The sequence below is a fragment of the Chitinophaga sp. genome, from assembly GCF_039596135.1.
GTDB lineage: Bacteria > Bacteroidota > Bacteroidia > Chitinophagales > Chitinophagaceae > Chitinophaga.
Genome location: NZ_JBCNKH010000063.1, coordinates 1 through 21,019 on the forward strand (window position 1 = coordinate 1; position 21,019 = coordinate 21,019).

The 21,019-nt window shown below is 45.2% G+C and carries 11 protein-coding genes; 7 read left to right on the plus strand and 4 right to left on the minus strand.

The window, feature by feature from the left end:
* Positions 1–146 precede the first annotated feature (146 nt).
* The 4 genes from ABDW16_RS25120 to ABDW16_RS25135 form a co-directional block, all read right to left on the minus strand.
* The gene (locus ABDW16_RS25120; protein WP_343673599.1) at positions 147–839 is read right to left on the minus strand and encodes a LytTR family DNA-binding domain-containing protein; all 693 of its coding nucleotides are present in this window, start codon (positions 837–839) and stop codon (positions 147–149) included.
* Positions 836–2,362, minus strand: a complete 1,527-nt coding sequence (locus ABDW16_RS25125) for a histidine kinase (protein WP_343673601.1) — start codon at positions 2,360–2,362, stop codon at positions 836–838. Before ABDW16_RS25125 ends, ABDW16_RS25120 begins: the two co-directional genes overlap by 4 nt.
* A gap of 67 nt (positions 2,363–2,429) precedes the next feature.
* Positions 2,430–3,992 carry an FAD-dependent protein gene (locus tag ABDW16_RS25130; protein ID WP_343673603.1) on the minus strand — a complete coding sequence of 521 codons (1,563 nt, stop codon included), beginning with the start codon at positions 3,990–3,992 and terminating at the stop codon, positions 2,430–2,432.
* Between the two features lie 138 nt (positions 3,993–4,130).
* Positions 4,131–4,520: a DUF3127 domain-containing protein gene (locus tag ABDW16_RS25135; RefSeq protein WP_343673604.1), complete on the minus strand. Its 390-nt coding sequence runs from the start codon at positions 4,518–4,520 to the stop codon at positions 4,131–4,133.
* A 636-nt stretch (positions 4,521–5,156) separates the two neighbouring features.
* On the opposite strand from ABDW16_RS25135, the gene dnaA reads away from it, so the two are divergent.
* The 7 genes from dnaA (at position 5,157) to ABDW16_RS25170 (ending at position 21,016) form a co-directional block, all read left to right on the plus strand.
* Positions 5,157–6,590: a chromosomal replication initiator protein DnaA gene (gene dnaA / locus ABDW16_RS25140; protein ID WP_343673606.1), complete on the plus strand. Its 1,434-nt coding sequence runs from the start codon at positions 5,157–5,159 to the stop codon at positions 6,588–6,590.
* Positions 6,591–7,113: 523 nt separating this feature from the next.
* The gene (locus tag ABDW16_RS25145; protein WP_343673607.1) at positions 7,114–7,659 is read left to right on the plus strand and encodes an RNA polymerase sigma-70 factor; all 546 of its coding nucleotides are present in this window, start codon (positions 7,114–7,116) and stop codon (positions 7,657–7,659) included.
* A gap of 91 nt (positions 7,660–7,750) precedes the next feature.
* On the plus strand, positions 7,751–8,674 hold the full coding sequence (locus tag ABDW16_RS25150) for a FecR domain-containing protein (protein ID WP_343673608.1): 924 nt from the start codon (positions 7,751–7,753) through the stop codon (positions 8,672–8,674).
* A 168-nt stretch (positions 8,675–8,842) separates the two neighbouring features.
* Positions 8,843–12,226, plus strand: coding sequence for a TonB-dependent receptor (locus tag ABDW16_RS25155; protein WP_343673610.1), 3,384 nt, complete (start codon positions 8,843–8,845; stop codon positions 12,224–12,226).
* Positions 12,227–12,280: 54 nt separating this feature from the next.
* On the plus strand, positions 12,281–13,783 hold the full coding sequence (locus ABDW16_RS25160) for a RagB/SusD family nutrient uptake outer membrane protein (protein WP_343673612.1): 1,503 nt from the start codon (positions 12,281–12,283) through the stop codon (positions 13,781–13,783).
* Positions 13,784–13,842: 59 nt separating this feature from the next.
* Complete coding sequence (locus tag ABDW16_RS25165; protein ID WP_343673614.1) at positions 13,843–15,666, plus strand: alkaline phosphatase; 1,824 nt, start codon at positions 13,843–13,845, stop codon at positions 15,664–15,666.
* A gap of 250 nt (positions 15,667–15,916) precedes the next feature.
* Positions 15,917–21,016, plus strand: coding sequence for a DUF5977 domain-containing protein (locus ABDW16_RS25170; protein WP_343673615.1), 5,100 nt, complete (start codon positions 15,917–15,919; stop codon positions 21,014–21,016).
* The last annotated feature ends 3 nt before the right edge of the window (positions 21,017–21,019 follow it).

Genomic DNA, 21,019 nt, shown 5'->3' on the forward strand with positions numbered 1-21,019 from the left:
ATATTCTTGTATTAAAAATCAGCCAGAAAAACAACCCTCCTTCCCTGCCGCCGCAACCCATCACCAAACATTCATTGCCATCAATTCCGTCTCTCCTCACTGGCGTCAGCCAGAAAAACAACCCTCTTCCTTGCTGCCGCAGGCCATCACTTCAACACCTTCCCCACCGCCTCCGCATACGCCGCCCCAATCGGCACCACCACCTCCCCCACATACAAACTACTCCTATCCGCCCTCGTCACCTTCTCATTCGCCACTATAAAACTCCTATGCACCCTCGTAAACAACACCTGTGGCAACAACGCCAACGCCTCCTGCATCGACAACCTCGACAAAATCTTCTTCTCCTTCGTCACAAACGAAATATAATTCCCCGCACTCTCCAAATACAATATATCCCGCAGCAAAATCTTATACTGCTCATACCCACTCTTCACCATCACATAATTCGGCGCATCCGCCCTCGCACTCTTCTCCATCATCTCCAACAACCCCCTCGCCTTATTGCAAGCCTTCAAAAACCGCTCCTCCGAAAAAGGCTTCAACAAATAATCCACCGCATCCAACTCAAAACTTTGCACCGCATGCTCACTATACGCCGTCGTAAATATCACCAACGGCCCTCCCGGCAGCGTTGTCATCAATTCCAACCCCGATATATCCGGCATCTTTATATCCAAAAATATCAAATCCACCGGCTCCTTTTCAAGATACGCCAACGCTGCAAACGGATCCGTAAAATACCCCCTTACATCCAGGAACTCTACCTGCTGTGCATGCGTACGAATCACAGACAGCGCTACCTGTTCATCATCTATCGCTATCGCTGTCAGTTTCATATCTCATCATTTTTAGCAGGATCAACAACCAATGTCAGATGTACAAAAAACTCCGTCCCCGTCTCACGTATATTCAAATCATGCCTTCCCGGGTACAGCAGATTCAACCGCTGCCGTACATTATTAATCCCTATACCCATGCTCTCATTCTCAATCTCCATACTCTTATTCGCATGAATACTATTATACACATCAAAATAGATCTTATCCTCCGTACATGATAAAGAGAGATTAATCCTCGACTTATTCCGCTGACTAATCCCATACTTAAATGCATTTTCTACAAATGGAATCAGCAACATAGGTGCAATGTTATGCTCACATAACGCTTCATCTATATTCACATCGATAATAATATCAGGTGTACCCTGCGTACGCAGTCGTTGCAAAGCAATGTAGTTCTGCAGGTAAGCAATCTCTTTCTCCAAAGGAATACTTTCCAGTGTATTATCATGCAGCATAAACCGCATCATATCTCCCAACTGCTGAATACCCTGCCCCGTAGCCGTTGCACGCTCCTGCAAGGCAGTACCATATAAAGTATTGAGTGCATTAAAAAGGAAATGCGGGTTAATCTGCCAGCGCAAAAAATCCAACCCTGCTTCTGTATGCGTTAATGCCTGTCGCAATCCCTGTAATGTCGAAGCTCTGGCATTCCTCGCACTAAAAATCCACCACGCCGCAGGCAATATCACAATCGCCGTCACAAGCGTTACAGTTACAATACCCGCTGCATACAATCCGCCCCCATTATAACGGGCCTGTAACCCGGCTACTAACATCCACACCAGCGAAATCATCCAAAACCCAATAGCCTCCTGGAATAATATCTTCTTATTACGATGTACAATAAAACGTGGATACAACCTGTGCATCGCCACAAAGTACATAAACCCACAAAAGGTACCGGCACAAAATATCATAATCGCAACCCCACGGTCATCACTCCTCGCCACCATTATCCAAAACCCAATAATCCCCGCTATCACAGCCCCATCTATCAAAGACTGACGAAACCAGGGTTTGTTCACCATCCGCTCATATGCATATTGTAAAAACAAATACCTGCCTGCATAATATATTAAGTAAACAACTACGTAAAACGTAGTCAGCAGAAAAGCAGCCTTGGCACAATGTGTATGCACACCGCGCACAGTTTTGTATACCCCAAACAGGTATCCATACAACCACGTATTTGACACCAAAATGGTCACAAACAGGATTATCAATGCCGGTAATGACAGCAATCCACCCAGTAAATACCTTTGCTTCTCATAAAACCGGGGCACTACCACCCCATGCACAAACACAAAAGAAAAGTATACAATAGCAATATGTGCTAATAAAGGGAACAGGTAATGTTTATAGTAATCAAACACCTGGTGATATCGCGCGAATTTCCAGCCATAGTCGCGTTGCAGGTCAAATACATTGTAAGCTACACTCTTGTATAGCAAGGAAAATAGGATAAGCAGGAAGATGCCCGTAGCAATTCCGAACTCAGTTCTTCTGATCTTATTCATGGAAAAAACTTTCAGCAATGATAGTTATCCCCTCAGCACTAAATAAATATATGTGATCAAAATACCACTATCCGTGATAAAATCCAATAATACGGGCTGCTACACGCTCTCCGTCCATAGCAGCAGAGACAATACCTCCCGCATAACCAGCACCCTCACCACATGGATACAATCCTTTGATCTGCGGGTGCATCAGGTCTTCATCATTTCTAGGTATACGCACAGGCGAAGATGTACGTGATTCAGTCGCTACCAGTATCGCATCGTTAGTATAGTAGCCTTTCATCTTCTTCCCAAATGCAGTGAAAGCCTGCGCCAGTCTTGTATGTACACCAGGTGGTAACACCTCCTTTAAGTTGGTACTTTTCACACCCGGTACATAAGAACAATCGGGTAAAGTTGTAGACACTTTATTGTGGACAAAATCCGTCATACGTTGCGCAGGCGCCACAAACTGTCCGCCTCCTGCCTGGAATGCATGCTGCTCTACCATCTGCTGAAAGTACATCGCTGCCAGCGGACCTTTGTCTGCGAACAGTTCGAAGTCACTTTCATCCACCGTCACCACCATCCCTGAGTTGGCAAACGGGTTATCTCTTTTAGAAGGAGACCAGCCATTCACTACCAATTCACCGGGATCAGTAGCAGCAGGTGCAATAATGCCACCAGGGCACATACAGAAGGAAAACACGCCCCGGCCATCTACCTGCTCTACCAGGCTATAACTCGCTGGTGGCAAGTGCTCTCCCCTCACTGCGCAATGATACTGGGCACTGTCTATGAGTTCCTGCGGATGTTCTACACGCACACCCAATGCAAATGGCTTTGCACTGATGAGAATTTGTTTATCATGCAATAAGCGGAAGATATCGCGGGCAGAGTGACCTGTGGCCAGTATCACCTGCGAAGCATTGAATGTAGCCCCTGAAGCAGTTTTCACGCCCCTGATATGATGATCTTTAATAATAAAATCTGTCACCTTCTGATCAAAGTGCACTTCACCACCGCTGTTGATGATCTGCTCCCGCATGGCTACAATGATATGTGGCAGCTTGTTGGTACCTATATGTGGATGGGCTTCGTATAATATTTTTTCTGTTGCACCAAAATGAACAAAGATGCTGAGTATGCGATTAATATCCCCTCTCTTATTGGAACGTGTATAGAGCTTGCCGTCAGAGTAAGTACCAGCGCCGCCTTCGCCGAAGCAATAGTTGGAATCAGGGTTTACCACGCCTGTCTTATTGAGGGCAGCAAGGTCACGCCTTCTTGACCTGACATCTTTTCCCCGTTCCAGTACGATGGGTTTGATGCCTGCTTCAATCAGGTGCAGCGCGGCAAAGAGCCCCGCAGGCCCTGCACCGATCACAATAGCAACAGGTGCTGCTGGTGCTAAAGTATCATATATTGGTATGAATTTCTCCCTTTCATGAAATGGTTCATTCACAAATACCTTGAGCGTAAGCATGAAGTACACCTGTTTGGAACGGGCGTCAATAGAGCGTTTCAGTATATGAAAGCCTGTGATAGCAGTTGGAGAGACACTGAGTGCGGCAGCGGCCGCTTTGGTGATAGCATGGTCGTTATCCGCCTGAGACGGCAGTAACTTCAAAGATACTTGTTCAATCATGATACTTAGGTTAGGTAATTATCCTAAAACTTTTTTGCTCCCTGAAATCCGGGATATTTTTCTTTTCAAAAGTAACGGGTACCTGCTCGCACAGGTACCCGTTCCACTATTTTTTGTTAATGAGTTGTTATTGTCTGATTAGAATGGCAGGTCATCAGCTGCTGCAGCACCACCTGGGGAAGATATTTCCTGGGAAGTGTTGTAGTTAGGCATAGTATCCTGGCCTGGAGCGCCCGCTACTACTGATTCCATGCGCCATGCATCCAGGTTGGTGATATAATTGACACGACCGTCTTTTTCCCAACGTGTACCTCTGATATTGAAGTAAACCTTTACAGTTTCGCCTTCATTGAAGCGGTCTACGATAGCTGTCCTGTCCTGTACCGCCTGGAACTTGATGTAGTTGTTTATAACGCGGCCGTTGATATCGTCGGACTTTTCAATAACGAACTCCCGTGTCTTAAAGGTTTCGCTACGTTGCATCGTATTATATTTCACGATCAGCTTTCCGGTTATTTCAAAACTCATATAATTAAATTTAAACTTTTTTCAAGAGGTCAAAGATAAGTCTTTTAGCTTCAATCCAGCGCAATAAAATTTAGGGTGGAACAGTTTACCTATATGGGCTGGCCACTAGCTATTTACAGGTAAGATTTCATCAGTCCGGGACATTCTCCCTCGTTTGCGCGGATATTAAGGAATTTGCATGGTATTTGATAAGCTTAGGCACATTTTTTTAATTACAATTACTAACATAGTTTTGCACGCCCGTACGGAATTATTAACATCGGACCCGCCATAAAAGATGGCATACACCCGACATAATTTACCTGTACAATGTTATTTTATCACTCGCTAACACATATCTATGACAAACATGTTAATGTCAACTGGAATAATCTGGATATCAAAGAAGTGTGGTATTAGTTTTAATCGGTTTTTTACGTCGGGAAACCGTGCGTGACAACAGAAAAAAACACAACAAAAACAAGGTGGCGATACTGGTGTTGGGCGATATAAAACAAGGGTAGAAAAATTTTTTTTTTCAACATTTTGTACAGATATTCGTTGCCCTGTCTGAAAATTTTTCAACTCCCCACGTTGGAAAATTTTGAATTCGAGAAACAATCCTTAATTCAAACAACATTAATTTACAATAGCTCAATGAATAAAACTTGCGAACAAGTTTGGGAAAGGTGTCTTAATATAATTAGGGATATTGTGGAATGGCAGCCATTTAAAACCTGGTTTGAACCTATTAAACCGATCCAGCTTGAAAACAATGTTTTAACGATTCAAGTACCTAGTCAGTTCTTTTATGAATATCTTGAGGAACATTACGTTGGATTATTAGGCAAAACAATCAAGCGTGAACTGGGAAAAGAAGCGAGGCTGGAATATCGCATAGTAGTTGAGAATGGAACACCCCACCAACATCCTAAAACCGTGAATATGCCTGGGCAATTCACTAAGACCAAGAAAGACAGCGAAGTTGATTTTCCGCTTACGATACAAAATCCGGTGAAGAACCCATTCGTTATCCCGGGTATCAAACGCGTACAGATAGACTCGCAGCTGAATCCACATTACACCTTCGACGCTTACATAGAAGGTGATTGCAATCGCGTGGCACGCAGAGCTGGTAAAACAGTATCTGAAAAACCAGGTGGAACCTCCTTCAATCCATTAGTTATATATGGTTCTGTTGGTTTAGGTAAAACACACCTTGCACAAGCGATCGGTAATGAAGTAAAACGCCTTCATCCCAACAAAGCAGTGCTGTATGTAAGCGCTGAGAAATTTATTAACCAGTTCATTGATCACTCTAAGAACAGTATCATCAATGACTTCATTCACTTCTACCAGCTCATCGATGTGCTGATCGTAGATGACATACAGTTCTTTGCCCGTGCAGAAAAAACACAGGATGCGTTCTTCGCTATCTTCAACCACCTGCATCAATCCGGTAAGCAACTCATATTAACATCCGATAAGTCGCCCAAAGACCTGGATGGCTTGCAGGAAAGATTGCTGAGCCGCTTCCGCTGGGGACTAAGTGCCGACATGCAAATGCCGGACTTCGAGACGCGTATGGAGATCCTCGAAATGAAGATGAAGAATGATGGTCTTGAAATGCCGAAAGAAGTTGTAAAGTATGTTGCATATAATATTCAAAGCAATGTACGCGAACTGGAAGGTGCACTCATCTCCCTGCTCGCACAATCTTCTCTCAACAGGAAAGAGATCGATCTTGAACTCGCTAAGCGCGTCCTGAAATCTTTCGTTAAAACTTCTTCTAAAGAAATCACAATCGAAAGCATTCAAAAAATGGTATGCGAATACTTTGATGTACCTTATGATAAACTCCTGCAAAAAACACGTAAACGTGAAATTGTACAGGCCAGACAAATCACAATGTACCTTGCAAAGTCTTTTACAAAGAACTCTTTAAAAACTATCGGCGAACACTTCGGCGGACGTGACCACACTACGGTGATTCACTCCTGCCAGACAGTAAAAGACCTGATGGATACTGATAATACTTTCCGTGATAGCGTGATCGAACTGCAACAGAAAGTACAGTTGGCAGCTATGTAATGAAACCCCTTTACGCACCTTATTATTTCCCAGGCAGTAAAAAGCCTGGGATTTTTTTTTATATTCATAGTCGTAATTCCTGTTGTCATGAAAACGTTCATCTCTCCATCCAGTATAAGCCTGAACATTTCTCAATCTGGCATAAACCAGCATTTTGCTCATTCCCGCAAAAAGCTAAATTCTTCTCATTCCTGTAAAAAGCTGGACTCTTCTCATTCCGGCAAAAAACTTAATTCTTCTCATTTGGGCATAAAACTGAACTCTTCTCATTTGGGCATAAAACTGAACTCTTCTCATTTGGACATAATCCTGAATGCCTCTCATTCCTGTAAAAAGCTGGCCCTTTCTCATTCTGCCGCAAATCTGCATAACACCTCTCCCTCACAACCATCAAATCCGCCCATCAGGCGCCAGCCTGAAATAAGCCCACTTCCTTGCTGCCGCAGGCCATCTCATCGGTTAACAATTTGATAATTACCCCTCATAAGGAACAACCAATACCTTTGCATCATTGATTCACCTTATGCCCAAAGATTGTCAACATACACACTGGGATCTTATCCGATCAGGCAACGAAGACGCTTTCCGTCAGCTCTTCGAGCTGCACTGGCAAAACCTCTTCACCTACGCCTGCAGGATCACCCGCGATCCCGCCACCGCGCAGGACGCTGTCCAAAGTGTATTCATCCATCTCTGGGAAAAACACACCTCCCTCCCCCCTGTCACCGCCATCCTCCCCTACCTCCGTACCGCCCTCAAACATCGCCTCCTCAACGCCATGCGCGATGAAAACCTCTACCAAAAACATGTCGACACCTTCCAACAGGTAGCCGAAAACTATCACGCCACCCCCGCTCATGAACAACTCCACCTCAAAGAAACCGAACAACAACTCATGCAATCCATCAATCGCCTGCCAGAGCGCATGAAAGAAGTCTTCTACATGAACAGGATCGAAAACCTCTCTGTCGCTGAAATCGCCCTGCGACTAGGTTCCAGCCCTCAAACCATCCGTAACCAGCTCAACACTGCCCTTCAGCGCATAAAGCATATTTTTATCGTAGAATAATAATATCTGTCCCTATGCATAAAACACTTCCATATCAAAGTATAAAATAAAAAAAAATCTACCTCATCAATAGTTACTCCCCCCTTCTCCCGTGTCTTTATATCAAATGGACAAAAAAGACCTTTCATCACTCTTAAAAAAATACCAGCAGGGCCACTGCTCCAAAGAAGAAGAACAACTTCTCTTTGACTGGCTCGACGCCCTGGAAGCCAATGCCTCCGACGTAGCCCCGGCTGCCGACCTGGATGCTATCAGGCGCTCTATGATGAAAGAAATTCCTGTCTTATCCGGCAAAAAAAATCACTACTGGTTCAAAGCGGCCGCTGCCATCCTGCCATTAATACTTGGTACTTACCTCCTCTGGCCTCGCCAACAAAAATCACAACTGGCAGCCAAATGGCAAACCATCACCAATACCAGCCACCGCATCCAAAAAATCTATCTCCCCGATAGCTCTGTCGTATATCTCGGTGCCTACAGCACCTTACAATACAATAGCTTAAGGAAAGTAATTTTAAAAGAAGGAAAAGCCTTCTTCGATGTCAGGACCAATCCTGCACTACCATTCATCGTATCTGATGTCAGCGGTGTGCGCACCACCGTACTCGGCACCTCGTTTATTGCAGAATATAATAACAAGGTATCCCGCATCGCTGTCGCCACTGGTAAAGTAAGCGTACAAAGCGGCACCAGCAAAACCATCCTGGTACCCGATCAACGCCTCACTTGTAACAAAGGCATCGTAAAACAGGACGTCATCTCTGCCACTGATCTCTTAGCATGGACAAAAGGAGAAATCATCCTGCGCAACGCTTCTTTGTACGACCTGGTACTGGCTATCAGGGAGCACTATGGCATCGCTGCCACTACAAAACTGGATACCAGGAAAGGAAGCTATAACCTCCACATTACTGACAAAATGCCTTTACCGGCACTATTGGAAGTCGTGGAGAAAATTTCATATAAACCGAAAATTCATTTCAAACTGCAGCGTGATCAACTGAGCATTGAGTAGCAAGACGCTGTAGCAATAAGCCATTAATATCTCACTTCCCGAACTGGTGATAAACACCAGCAGGGAAAAATATTGCCTGAAAAAAATCAGCATCAAAAAACTATTGCCGTAAAAAATTAAACAAACCTATCAATCACACACAAACTATTGCCTTAACAAACACTATATATGCACACAGACAAAGTACTTTTCTCTACCCGCGTCAAACACGCATTCGCAGCCACAATGGCCCTGCTACTGCTGGTTACCTCCGCCATGGCAAAACCATCCGGCCGGCAGGAACTGCACAAAATGCTACAACGCTTCCAGGTTCAACAAGGTAGCCTCTCCGCTGCCCTCAAACAACTGGAATCTGCCGCCCAGATCAGTCTTGCCTACGATGAAGATGCCCTCAGAAAAGTCCAGGTTCACGCCAATACCTACCGCAAAACCGCTGTAGTCGATATTCTCCAGGACCTTCTCAGCCAATCTTCCTTAAAATTCGAAGAACGCTACAACACCATCTTGATCTACGACAGCACTGCCTCCCTGGCCCACACCAGCCTCCAGCAAGCTGTTAACGACATCACCATCACCGGTTCCGTATCCGACAAAAACGGACCCCTCATCGGCGCCACCGTTTTTGTAAAAGGTACTACCACCGGCACCCATACCGATGCCAACGGTCATTTCAAACTCACCGTACCTGACAATGCAACCGTCCTTACCATCACTATGATTGGTTACAAGTCAGCAGAAATCACCATCGGCACCCAACGTGCCTTCTCCATCGTATTACAGGAAAACAGCCTGAACCTGAACCAGCTCGTAGTTGTAGGTTACGGTACCCAGCGTAAAGCTACCGTATCCGGCGCCGTTGCTGATGTTCAATTAGATAAACTCAGCTCCCGCTCACTGAACGATGTAACCGAAGCCCTGCAAGGTAAAGCTGCCGGTGTAATCGTATCTAACAACGGTGGTGATCCAACCGCAGCACCTACTGTATATGTTCGTGGCTTAGGCGGTATCAACGGTGAAGAAGCCCTCTATGTTGTAGATGGATCTATTTACACCGGTGGTCCTATCAACCCGAACGATATCGAATCTATCAACGTACTGAAAGATGCATCTGCTGCCATCTATGGTGCACGCGCTTCCGGTGGTGTGATCCTCATCACTACCAAAAAAGGTAAATCAGGTACCGCTACTGTAAATGTAGATGCTAAAACCGGCTGGCAATGGGCCGCTAAAAAACTCGACGTGCTCACAGCTAAAGAATTTGCAGACGTTGAAAACACGGCTTATGATGCAGCTGGTATCGCCCGTGCCGATGCATTCAACGCAGCTATCTATCCTGATGGACAAGTCACCCGTACCGACTGGCAGGATGCCATTTTCCGTACCGGCAAAATCCAGGATTATAATGTAGGCGTAAACGGTGGTACTGACAAAAACCATTACTACATGGGCTTTGGCTACCGCAAGAACGATGGTATCCTCCTGAACACCAACAGCGAGCGCTATACCTTCCGTCTCAACACCGATGCCCAGATCAAACCATGGCTGAAGATCGGCGAAAACATGAACTATACTTATACCAACGGTAACGGTGCTAACACTACCAGCCCTTACACAGGTATCATCTTCACAGCGCTGGGTTACCCACGCAATGTGACACCTTATACTGCCACCGGTGCTTTTAGTGGTCTGCCAGCTGCTTATGCAGGTTCTTATGGTGACCTCGCCAACCCGGTTGCTACCCTGATGCGCCTGGACGACAGAACACCTGTCAACCGTATCAACATCAACCCTTATGCTGAATTAACGCTGACCAAAGACCTGACCTTCCGCTCTAACTTCAGCGTGACCAAGTCTTTCAGCGATCGGAAAACTTTCACTACCCGTGCACTGGAAATCGGTAAGATCAACAGCAACAACTCACTGGTTGAAAGAGTAGAAGACTATTCTGATATCCTCTCTGAACAAACATTGAACTATGCACACCGTTTCGGTCTGCACAACGTCAATGCTGTAGCAGGTTACACTTATCAACATCATACTTACAAATACCTGGTCGCTACTGCGAACTCCTTCAGCGATGAGCGTGATGTATATCGCTATTTTGACAACGCCGGTGCATGGACCAAGCCATCCAGCGGTATTGAACAGGATGCAATAGAGTCTTTCCTGGCTCGTGTAAACTATGACTACAACAGCAAGTACCTCTTCACCATCCTGGGTCGTCGTGATGGTAGCTCCCGCGTAGCAGCACAAAACCGCTATCAGAACTACTACTCTGTATCTGGTGGTTGGGTACTGACCAACGAAGATTTTCTGAAGAACATCGACTGGCTGAGCATTGCCAAACTCCGCGCCAGCTACGGTGTACTGGGTAACCTGGGTAGCCTGCCAACAAACGCTATCAATGTAAACCTGACTTCCGTATCTGTATACACAGGTGCTGAAGGTACCCTCTCTACTGGTCTTGCAGAAAACGCACTCTCCAATCCAAACCTGAAATGGGCTGAATCTAAGCAACTCAACTTCGGTGCGGATCTCGCATTCTTCAAAAACGCACTGTCTGTAACTGCTGACTATTTCATCAAGAACACAGACAATATGATCCTGCAGGTGAATCCACCAAGTACCGCAGGTGTGAGCACAGGTATGTACAAGAACATGGGTAAGGCTCGTGACAATGGTATTGAACTGGGCCTGAACTATAATGGTAAAATCGGTAAAGACATCACCTTCGGTGTAGGTGGTACCCTGACTAAAGTAAACAACAAACTGTTGTCTCTGCAAACAGGTCTGAACGAAATAGTAAGCGTAGCTTCTACTAACATTCGTAGCTCCCTTACTCCGCTGGTAACCCGTGTAGGAAATCCACAGTACTCCTTCAACGTTATCAAGACTGCCGGTATCTTCCAGTCACAGCAGGAAATTGATAGCTATGTTGGTCCTGATGGCACCACTAAGATCCAGCCAAATGCAAAACCGGGTGACCGTAAATTCGTAGACAAAAACGGTGATGGTAAAATTGATAACAACGACCGTCAGATCGTAGGTAGCTTCTACCCTGGCTTCACTTATGGTTTCAGCGTGAACATGGCTTACAAAGGTTTTGACCTGAACATCTTTGCACAGGGTGTACATGGCAACAAAATCTTCAATGCACTGAAGTATACAAACATGAACCCAAGCATCGGTACTAACTACAACATGCTGAGAGGTATCCTGGATGCATGGACACCTACACATACCAACACTGATGTAACACGTATCATCTCTACCGACCTGAATGGCAACTACGGTAACACATCTGACTGGTATATTGAAAATGGTTCTTACCTGCGTATCAAGAACGTTACATTGGGTTATACACTGCCTATGCATCTTACCAATGCAGCTAAGATCGGTGCTGTGCGCGTTTACGCTACTGCAAACAACCTGCTCACTTTCACCAAATACAAAGGTTACGATCCTGAGGTAGGTATGGACAACTACGGTATCGATGTAGCCCGTTATCCACAATCAAGGAGCTTCTTACTGGGCTTAAACGTAAACTTCTAATCAGGGCGGAAGCTTAAACGTAAACATCTAATCAAGGTAATTAATACTACAATAATGAAACGTCTTATATCTTTATCATTATCCATCGTCCTGCTCGCTGCCTGTAACAAGAAGCTGGACATCACCCCGGCCGGTACGCCTACCAGTGGTAACTTCTGGCAAACCAGCGATGATGCTGTCTCTGGTGCCAATGCCATGTACGCTGAGTTTGACGATGAAAACTTTTATGGCCGTGGCTACTGGTGGTTTATCAACGCCAGCGATGATATGGTAACCGGTCGTGTAAAAGCGGAAGGGGATAATATCAAGAACTTCAACAGCAGCTTTATCGGTGGCTCCTACACCGAATCACAGTGGAAGATGCGTTATATCGTGATCAAACGTGCAAATGATGTGATCAAACACGTTCCTTCCATCAATATGGACGAAGCCCTGAAAAACCGTATCCTCGGTGAAGCCTACTTCTTCAGTGGTCTCATGTACTTCGAACTGGCTTACACCTATGGCGATGCCCGTGCAGGTGTACCCATCGTAAACCGCGACAGCACTCTAGGCGATGCTCCTATCCCTCGTGCCGCTAATGTAAATGTAGTATATGATTATGTAGCCAGCGAACTGCAACAGGCGGCTAATCACCTCCCCTACTTCGATACCTACACGACTGACCTGTATGGCCGTCCACACAAAACAGCAGCATGGGCCTTCCTGAGCAAAATGTACCTCTACAAAAAGGACTATGCAAATGCAGAAAAATATGCTGATTCTGTGATCAACAGTGGCAAGCATGCATTGCTGCCAAATTTCGCTGATGTATTTACTATTGCTAATAACTGGACCAGTGAATATATTTGGTCTGTATATTCTAACTCTCAGTCACCAAGTGGCTGGGGTAGCATTCTGCCAGGTGTGATGCTGGAAAACAAAGGTTGGGGTGAATACAACGGTTGGGGCTATTACATGCCTACCAAAGAACTGTATGACTCCTACGAAAGTGGTGACCTGCGCAGGGAAGCAACTATCCTGAAACCAGGAGACAGCTTTACTTACTTCGGTACTGCTAAGACTTATGCTTCTACCAACAGCTTGTCTGGCTACCAGTTCCGCAAGTACATGGAGCCATTCTCTTATGCGAATAAGGCACACGTGAGCCCTAATGGCGACCACCCGACTACTGACCTGAACCTGCCGCTGATCCGTTATGCAGAAGTGTTGTTGATCAAGGCAGAAGCAGAACTGATGCAGGGTAAGAATGCAGATGTTGAAATCAATAAGATCCGTAACCGTGCTGGTCTGGCGAGTGTTACAAATGCAGATATGACTGAGTTGAAAAAACAACGTCGTTCAGAACTGGCTGGTGAATGGGCAAACCGTCACTTTGACCTGGTTAGATGGGGTGATGCACAAACTACCTATGCACAGCCATTGCACGGTTATACCGGTGCGGTGGTATGGCCTGCACGTAACTTCAATCCTGCAATACATAATGTATGGCCGGTGCCAAGAACAGAGGTTACAAGCAGTAATGGGGTTGTGACCCAGAATGCCGGATGGGAATAATAATATTTTTTTTCAATCCCGCTCCCCCATGGGAGCGGGAATTTAAACCTGATAAATCAATGAAACAATTACTCTTTGCATCTCTCTTAATCACCACCCTCCAAACCCAGGCCCAAACCTACACACCCATCAACGCCCACTCCCACAACGACTACGAACAACCCATTCCCTTCCTCTCCGCCTACACCCGTCACTTCGGTAGTATCGAAGCCGACGTCTACACCCAAAACAATTCCCTATGGGTCGCCCATGAATCAAAAGAACTCACCCCCGACCGTACCCTCGAATCCCTTTATCTGATCCCCTTAAAAAATAACATCAAAAAAAACAACGGCACCGCCTATCCAAACTCCCACGACACCCTCCAACTCCTCATCGACTTCAAAACCGACAGTATTGCCACCATGGCAGCACTCCTGAAAATCCTTTCCAAATACCCCACCATCACCAACACCCCCACCATCCAGATCGTCATCAGTGGTAACCAACCCGATCCCAAACTCTGGCATACCTACCCCGCCTATATCTTATTCGACGGCAAGCGTGAGGGCCACTATCCCGCCGACGCGGCCAAACGCATTCCCCTATACAGCACTGACCTGAAACACTTTACCCAATGGAATGGAAAAGGTATCATCATCAAACCTGAACATGACCGTATCCAGCAATGGATCGACAGCGTACACACCCTTGGTAAAAAAGTACGCTTCTGGGATACACCTGACAATCCAAATACCTGGAAAACATTCATGAAAATGGGTGTTAACTATATCAATACCGACAAAGTTGAAGCCATTGCCGACTTCCTCTTCAACCGTGACAACATTGAATACAATGGCACCATGGCCCCTCATGAAGTCTACAAAGCAAAATATGTCAACAACGATAGTCTCATAACCATCAACAAAGTCATTCTCCTCATCGGCGATGGTATGGGCCTCACGCAGATCTACTCCGGTTTCACCGGCAACCGTGGCCAACTGAACCTCCTTGAAATGCTGAACATCGGCTTCTCAAAAACCTACTCTGCCGATAGCTACATTACCGACTCTGCCGCAGGTGGTACCGCTATGGCATCCGGCAAAAAAACCAATAACCGTTACGTAGGTGTAGACGCCACCGGTGTGGCCATCCCTGCTATCCCTGACATTATCGCCCCTAAAGGTTATGTATCAGGCATTATCAGTGCCGGCGATATCACCGATGCCACTCCCGCTGCTTTCTATGGCCATGCACAGGACAGAAGTTACGAAGACACTATTGCAAAAGACTTCCTCAACAGTCCTGTGTCTGTACTGATTGGTGGCGCTCCCCGTCACTTCAATGCCCGTGCTGACAAAATGGACCTGGCTGGATTATTAAAAGCAAAAGGCTACGCTTTCACGACTTCATTAGCAGACCTCGACACCATTCAATCATCAAAATATATCAACCTCACCACCCAGGCAGAACTCTCCATGCAAAATGGACGCGGTGATTTTCTTTCCAAATCACTCACCAAAACCATCCGGACTTTAAACACCAACAAAAAAGGCTTCTTTATCATGGCCGAAGGGGCACAAATAGACTATGGTGGTCATGCCAACAAAGTTCCTTACGTCATTACAGAAATGATGGATTTTGACAAAGCAATCGGCGAAGCCATGAAATTTGCAGATGCAGATGGCCATACCTTAGTAATCGTTACGGCCGATCACGAAACCGGGGGACTGTCCCTGTTAGATGGTGACATTGCCAAAGGTCAGGCAGACGGCCATTTCAGTACCAACGACCATACTGCGGTGATGGTACCAGTATTTGCCTACGGCCCTAATTCATTATTGTTCAGAGGGGTGTATGAGAATACGGAAATCTTTAATAAGATCATCGATCTGCTGAAATAAAAAAGAAAGGGCGCTTATGATAAGCGCCCTTTCTTTTTACATTCATACCATGAATTTCCCATATTTATCTATAAAATCAGCCTATTCATACTTTTCCCCTGATATCAATTAACCACTTAATTAACTTTAAGTTTCCCTATTCCATTTACCCACTCCTGCATTGTAGCACCCGTACCTAAACCCGGTATATTCCCTGGCCACTATTTATTCAATGATGTATACCCGTATTAAAACAGTTTTTATTCTGTGGATGTTACTGATCAACTTTAATGCAACTAAAGGACAATCCCCCTCCATAGTACCCTTACCCGCAGAAGCAGCTGCCCTCTTTCAATACAATAGCACACCTGTAAGTATGATGACGGGCGTTCCACAGATCTCTTACCCGATTTATGAAATCAATACCGGTAAGATAAAGGTTCCTATCTCGCTCAGTTATCATGCCTCCGGTATAAAGGTCGGCCAGAAAGCCACCTGGGTTGGCCTTGGATGGTCACTCATGGCAGGAGGCTCTATCGGCCGGCAGATCAGAGGTATTGAGGACGAAACTGAATCTTATGGCTGGTTTAATCAAACTACCCCCATTTCAGGCTTTGATAACGTACTCACTTATGCTGAACGGTATACCTGGTATCAAAGCAGGCCAGACCTGCAACCAGACTTTTTCAACTATAATTTCACTGGAAAATCCGGCCGCTTCCTATTTTCCAGGGATCAACAGGATTTTATCACAGCCCCCTATCAACCTGTCAAAATTATCCACACCAGTGATAACAATTACCAGGTCACAGATGATGATGGTACCCGCTATTTCTTTTCACAAAAGTTCAACACTACTACTGACAACGAACAGGGACTTCAAACTCACGTTATCGGCTGGAATCTGACAAAGATTATTTCCAACGACGGTGCAGACAGCGTAATTTTTAACTACACTACCTCCACAGGTAATGGAGATAAGGCCGCTGACAACGTGCTTACCTTTAACAAGGTATATCGCAAGAACGTAAAAGGAACAGATGACCTCTCCAGCTTTGTAGGTGATGAAATTGTCAAAAACATTTCTTACTCCTATAATAATGTACCTAATATCAGCGAAATCATTTTCAGACAGGGTAAGGTGAAGTTTTATGCAAACACCGTGAGGGCTGATTATTCAGGCAATGCCCTTGACAGCATTGTCGTATACAGTAATGACAACGGCACTTATAACCGGGTTAAAAAGGTTTCATTTAACTACAGTTACTTCTACACCGGTGCTTCATATCCCAGTTATTCAGACTACCGCCTCAAACTCCAATCCTTTTCTAACGAGGACCTGAATGGAGAACAACCCGAAAAATATACGTTCGATTACAATAGCACAACATTACCCAATACCTTGTCATGTTCACAGGACTGGTGGGGATTTTATAATGGTGTATCACAATACACCCTCATGCCTAAACAACTTCCATCCCAGACAGAAATACAAAAGTTAGGTAATCTTGGTACCGCAGACAGGTCCCCTTCAGAGTCATATATCCTGGCAGGTATTCTGAATAAGATAACTTATCCTACAGGAGGATATACCACCTACGATTATGCCGTCAATACATATGAAGTCACGCCCGGAACTAAAGACTCTACACTTGCATCTATCAGACTGGCCGGCCCTGCAAAAACAGGTGTTACTTATGGTTGGGATAGCGCCACGACTACCTTCCAGGTCAGGCCACCAGGTAATAACCAGGATTGGTATGCATTGAATATTTCAATAGATTTTTCTGCTTCTTCCGCCAACCCTCCGCTTAGTTATGCACAGGAAGTACAACTCAGAGATCTTACCACTGCCAGGATAGTAGCCAGCTGGAATTCCGATACTTATCTCAATGCAGGTACAAATGGAACACCCCATACGCTCACAGCCACTTACACCTGCGACACCAGCCATACCTATCAATTGTATGTAGGTATTAACGATCTACCCACTACTACGGTATTTGCAACTGTCTCCATCGCTGTTACCGACAACACTACGAAATACAAAAAAGGTGCTGGTATTCGTGTGGAAACAATCAGCAGTTACAATCTTGACAATACCCTGCAGAAAAAAGATGTATATAAGTATGGAGAAAATGAATCCGGTATAGGCTATATGCCTACCAGTGCAGATGATATGATGACTAACATCTATTACAATACAGCTACCAGGAGATATGTTGCAGTAGGTTCTACTGCCTGTAAAATGGAAGATGGGCTCAAATATACTTATATCGCCCAATCCACCTATCCTACCATCACCTTCCAGGGAGCAAATGTATTATATCCTTACGTTACCAAATATGAATACAGTAATACACGTCCCAATGGTAAAACGATGTACACGTACCAAATTCCCAATGACTTTATTACCATTGGCAACCAATCTGCGCTTGGCGGAAAAGAACGCATAGATAACGGACTCTCAGATGAACTTCCCATTACAACTTCCTATTATAAATTCAATAACACAGACAGCTCCTTTTCGCTTATAAAAGAAACAATCAATACCTGGGACTTATTCAACTTTAGCCAGGACTCCGCCCTAATGGTATTTCCTACAGTTGAATATGCCACCAGTGAGCATTGTACTGAATCCTATTCCGACTTTAGTGCATTTATCTACATGATAAAAAGTGGAGGCCGGCATCTGTCAGCTATTACGGATAACAATTACGATGATAATGGCACCGTATTTACAAACACCATCAACTACACTTACAATGACAAAAACTACCCTCAAAAAATAACAAAACTCAACAGTAAAAATGATACCCTGGTCACAGAAATGCGCTATCCAGGTGAACATAGCAGCACAGATGTAAATGCAAGTGTACTGGATCATATGGTCTCAAAAAATATGCTTCGTCAGGCTTACTGGCAGGGGAACTATACAAACAGTACCTTATTAAGTTATAAACACACACTCTTTAGCGACAGCTGGGGAAGTAACGATAGACTGATCGCACCAAAAATCGACAGCAACTGGCAACTGGGCAATGATAATAGTTTCCCGGGTACTACCATCGCTTACCAAAGCTATGGACGGCACGGCAACCTACGCCAGGTAAGAGATGATAACGGCATTACAACAGCTTACACCTGGTCTGCAGATGATACCTACCCTGTATCACAAACAGCAGGTGCTTCCATTAACCAGGTGATGTATGATGGATTTGAAGATGTAGATAGCTGGACAGGAATTGCCCGCGATGCAGACGTCTCCCATACGGGCAGATATGCTGGTTTGATCAATGGCAGTGGTACTTTTACAAATCCAACCTGGAACACGATTTCCCTCTCCACCGCAACCACCTTCCGTTATTCCGGCTGGGTGTATAGCAATGGCCCAACTGCTACCATCAATTTACTGATGAAGACCAGCAGCGAAACTGGTAATTACACCTACATAGATAATGTATCTACTTCCCAAACCGGCAAGTGGGTATATCTTGAAAAAGAATACAGCATTCCTGCCGGCGTGACTTATGTCACCCTCCGCCTGGACAATAGCAGTAGCGGAAAAGTTTGGTTTGACGAAGTCAGTTTGCGTCCTGCCGTGGCACAGATGAGCCATTATTCATTCCTGCCACTTATAGGAATGAGCAGCAAAACCGACGAAGGTAACCATACCCTCTATTATGAATTTGATGGATTAAACCGCCTGAAACTGATCAGGAATAAGGATAAAAATATATTGAAGATGTATTGCTACAATTACGCTGGCGATATAGACAGATGCGAGGGTACTGTATACTACAACGATTTCCAAAGTCAGACGTTCTCTAAAACCTGTGCTGTCAGTGGTGCTAACACTACTATTACTTATGCAGTAGATGCGGGCAAATACAGCTCTCGTACAAGTGTAGCCGATGCCAATAGCAAAGCACTGGCAGACATTTCAGCTAACGGTCAGGCATATGCCGATCTGATGGGAGATTGTAGTTATTACCTGAGTCAGCAAATGAAAGACACCTTCACCGCTGTTTGTGTCAACAACGGAGTAGGATCAGCAGTAGTCTATACTTTATCAGAAGGCACCGATACCTCCTCCGTAAGTCAGGAAGATGCCAATACCAAAGCCAAAGCTCGTCTCGATTCACTGGGTCAGTTATATGCCAACTCCAACGGCTGTACCTGGACAAATGAAGCACAAAGCGGCACCTACACCAAGGCATGTACCTCATCAGCAGCAGAAGGTACCGCAGTAACATATACAGTCGCAACAGGCACTTATTCATCTACAGTCAGTCTTGCGGCTGCCAATGCGCTGGCACAACAGGAAGTATCTGACAGCGGACAAACATATGCCAACAGAAATGGTCTTTGTTACTATTATAGCGATGCACAATCAGCGACAGCTACAACGGCCTGTTCCACAGGTTACGTAGGTACAGACGTAACACTCACGGTAGCCGCCCGACATGATTCCTCCCTCATCAGCAAAGATTCAGCAAATGCTGCAGCGCTGCGATATGCCAAAGCCAATGCACAAAGCAATGCAAATACAAATGGTCAATGCCTGGCTTGTAACCTGGTCCTCAGTAAGAAATCAGGTAGTAGTGACTTAGGAACCTTTAATGTCTCCGTTGTCAATTCCAATACAGGTGCAAGCGTTTACAACCAGTCATTTACCGATCCTACAGATGCTCAACTCGCAGTGTGCTACAGAATAGCCAGTGATGCTACTTATACCATCACCATCACTGCCCAGAATTATCTCTATGCTACCGTGAATGGTACAGAAAAAGCCATAAGCCCGGGAGGTAGTCAATCATGGTTATTAGCTCCTACATTGAATATCGTCCTTTCCTCAGCCGGTACTATTACTTACAGTAGTGCCGCGGTGAGCAAATCCGTTCAGAAGAACAGCTGTACCAAAGATTCTACCGGATCATATGTAACATATACCGTAGCTGCCGGCAAGTATACCTCTACCGTATCACAGGAATATGTTGACTCACTGGCCAATGCGGATGCTACAACCAACGGACAAACATATGCAAATACCAACGGGTACTGTTTCCCTTCAGGTAAAAACTTCGCCATCGTGGTAAAGAAAGGTGGCACAAGCCCCGGTACAGTAAGTATTACCACTACCAATACCAGTTCCGGTACAGCAGAGGTGAAGACCACCTCCATCACGGAATGGCCATACTATGCAGCCATCACCAGTGGTAAAACTTTTACTATTTCCATTGCACCGATTGGCTCTGGCATCTCTATGACCGCCGATGTAAATGGCACACAGAAAACAGTTGCATCTGGTTCTACTATCACCTTTACCGGCAATTCCGCACCTATCCTGGTTCTCATCTGGAATAATTAGACC

Excerpts from the sequence above, each read along its gene's own strand:
- dnaA (WP_343673606.1), top strand. The coding sequence starts at position 5,157 with ATGAATAAAACTTGCGAACAAGTTTGGGAAAGGTGTCTTAATATAATT.
- ABDW16_RS25130 (WP_343673603.1), bottom strand. The coding sequence starts at position 3,992 with ATGATTGAACAAGTATCTTTGAAGTTACTGCCGTCTCAGGCGGATAAC.
- ABDW16_RS25160 (WP_343673612.1), top strand. The coding sequence starts at position 12,281 with ATGAAACGTCTTATATCTTTATCATTATCCATCGTCCTGCTCGCTGCC.
- ABDW16_RS25120 (WP_343673599.1), bottom strand. The coding sequence starts at position 839 with ATGAAACTGACAGCGATAGCGATAGATGATGAACAGGTAGCGCTGTCT.
- ABDW16_RS25135 (WP_343673604.1), bottom strand. The coding sequence starts at position 4,520 with ATGAGTTTTGAAATAACCGGAAAGCTGATCGTGAAATATAATACGATG.
- ABDW16_RS25165 (WP_343673614.1), top strand. The coding sequence starts at position 13,843 with ATGAAACAATTACTCTTTGCATCTCTCTTAATCACCACCCTCCAAACC.
- ABDW16_RS25125 (WP_343673601.1), bottom strand. The coding sequence starts at position 2,362 with ATGAATAAGATCAGAAGAACTGAGTTCGGAATTGCTACGGGCATCTTC.
- ABDW16_RS25170 (WP_343673615.1), top strand. The coding sequence starts at position 15,917 with ATGTTACTGATCAACTTTAATGCAACTAAAGGACAATCCCCCTCCATA.
- ABDW16_RS25155 (WP_343673610.1), top strand. The coding sequence starts at position 8,843 with ATGCACACAGACAAAGTACTTTTCTCTACCCGCGTCAAACACGCATTC.
- ABDW16_RS25145 (WP_343673607.1), top strand. The coding sequence starts at position 7,114 with ATGCCCAAAGATTGTCAACATACACACTGGGATCTTATCCGATCAGGC.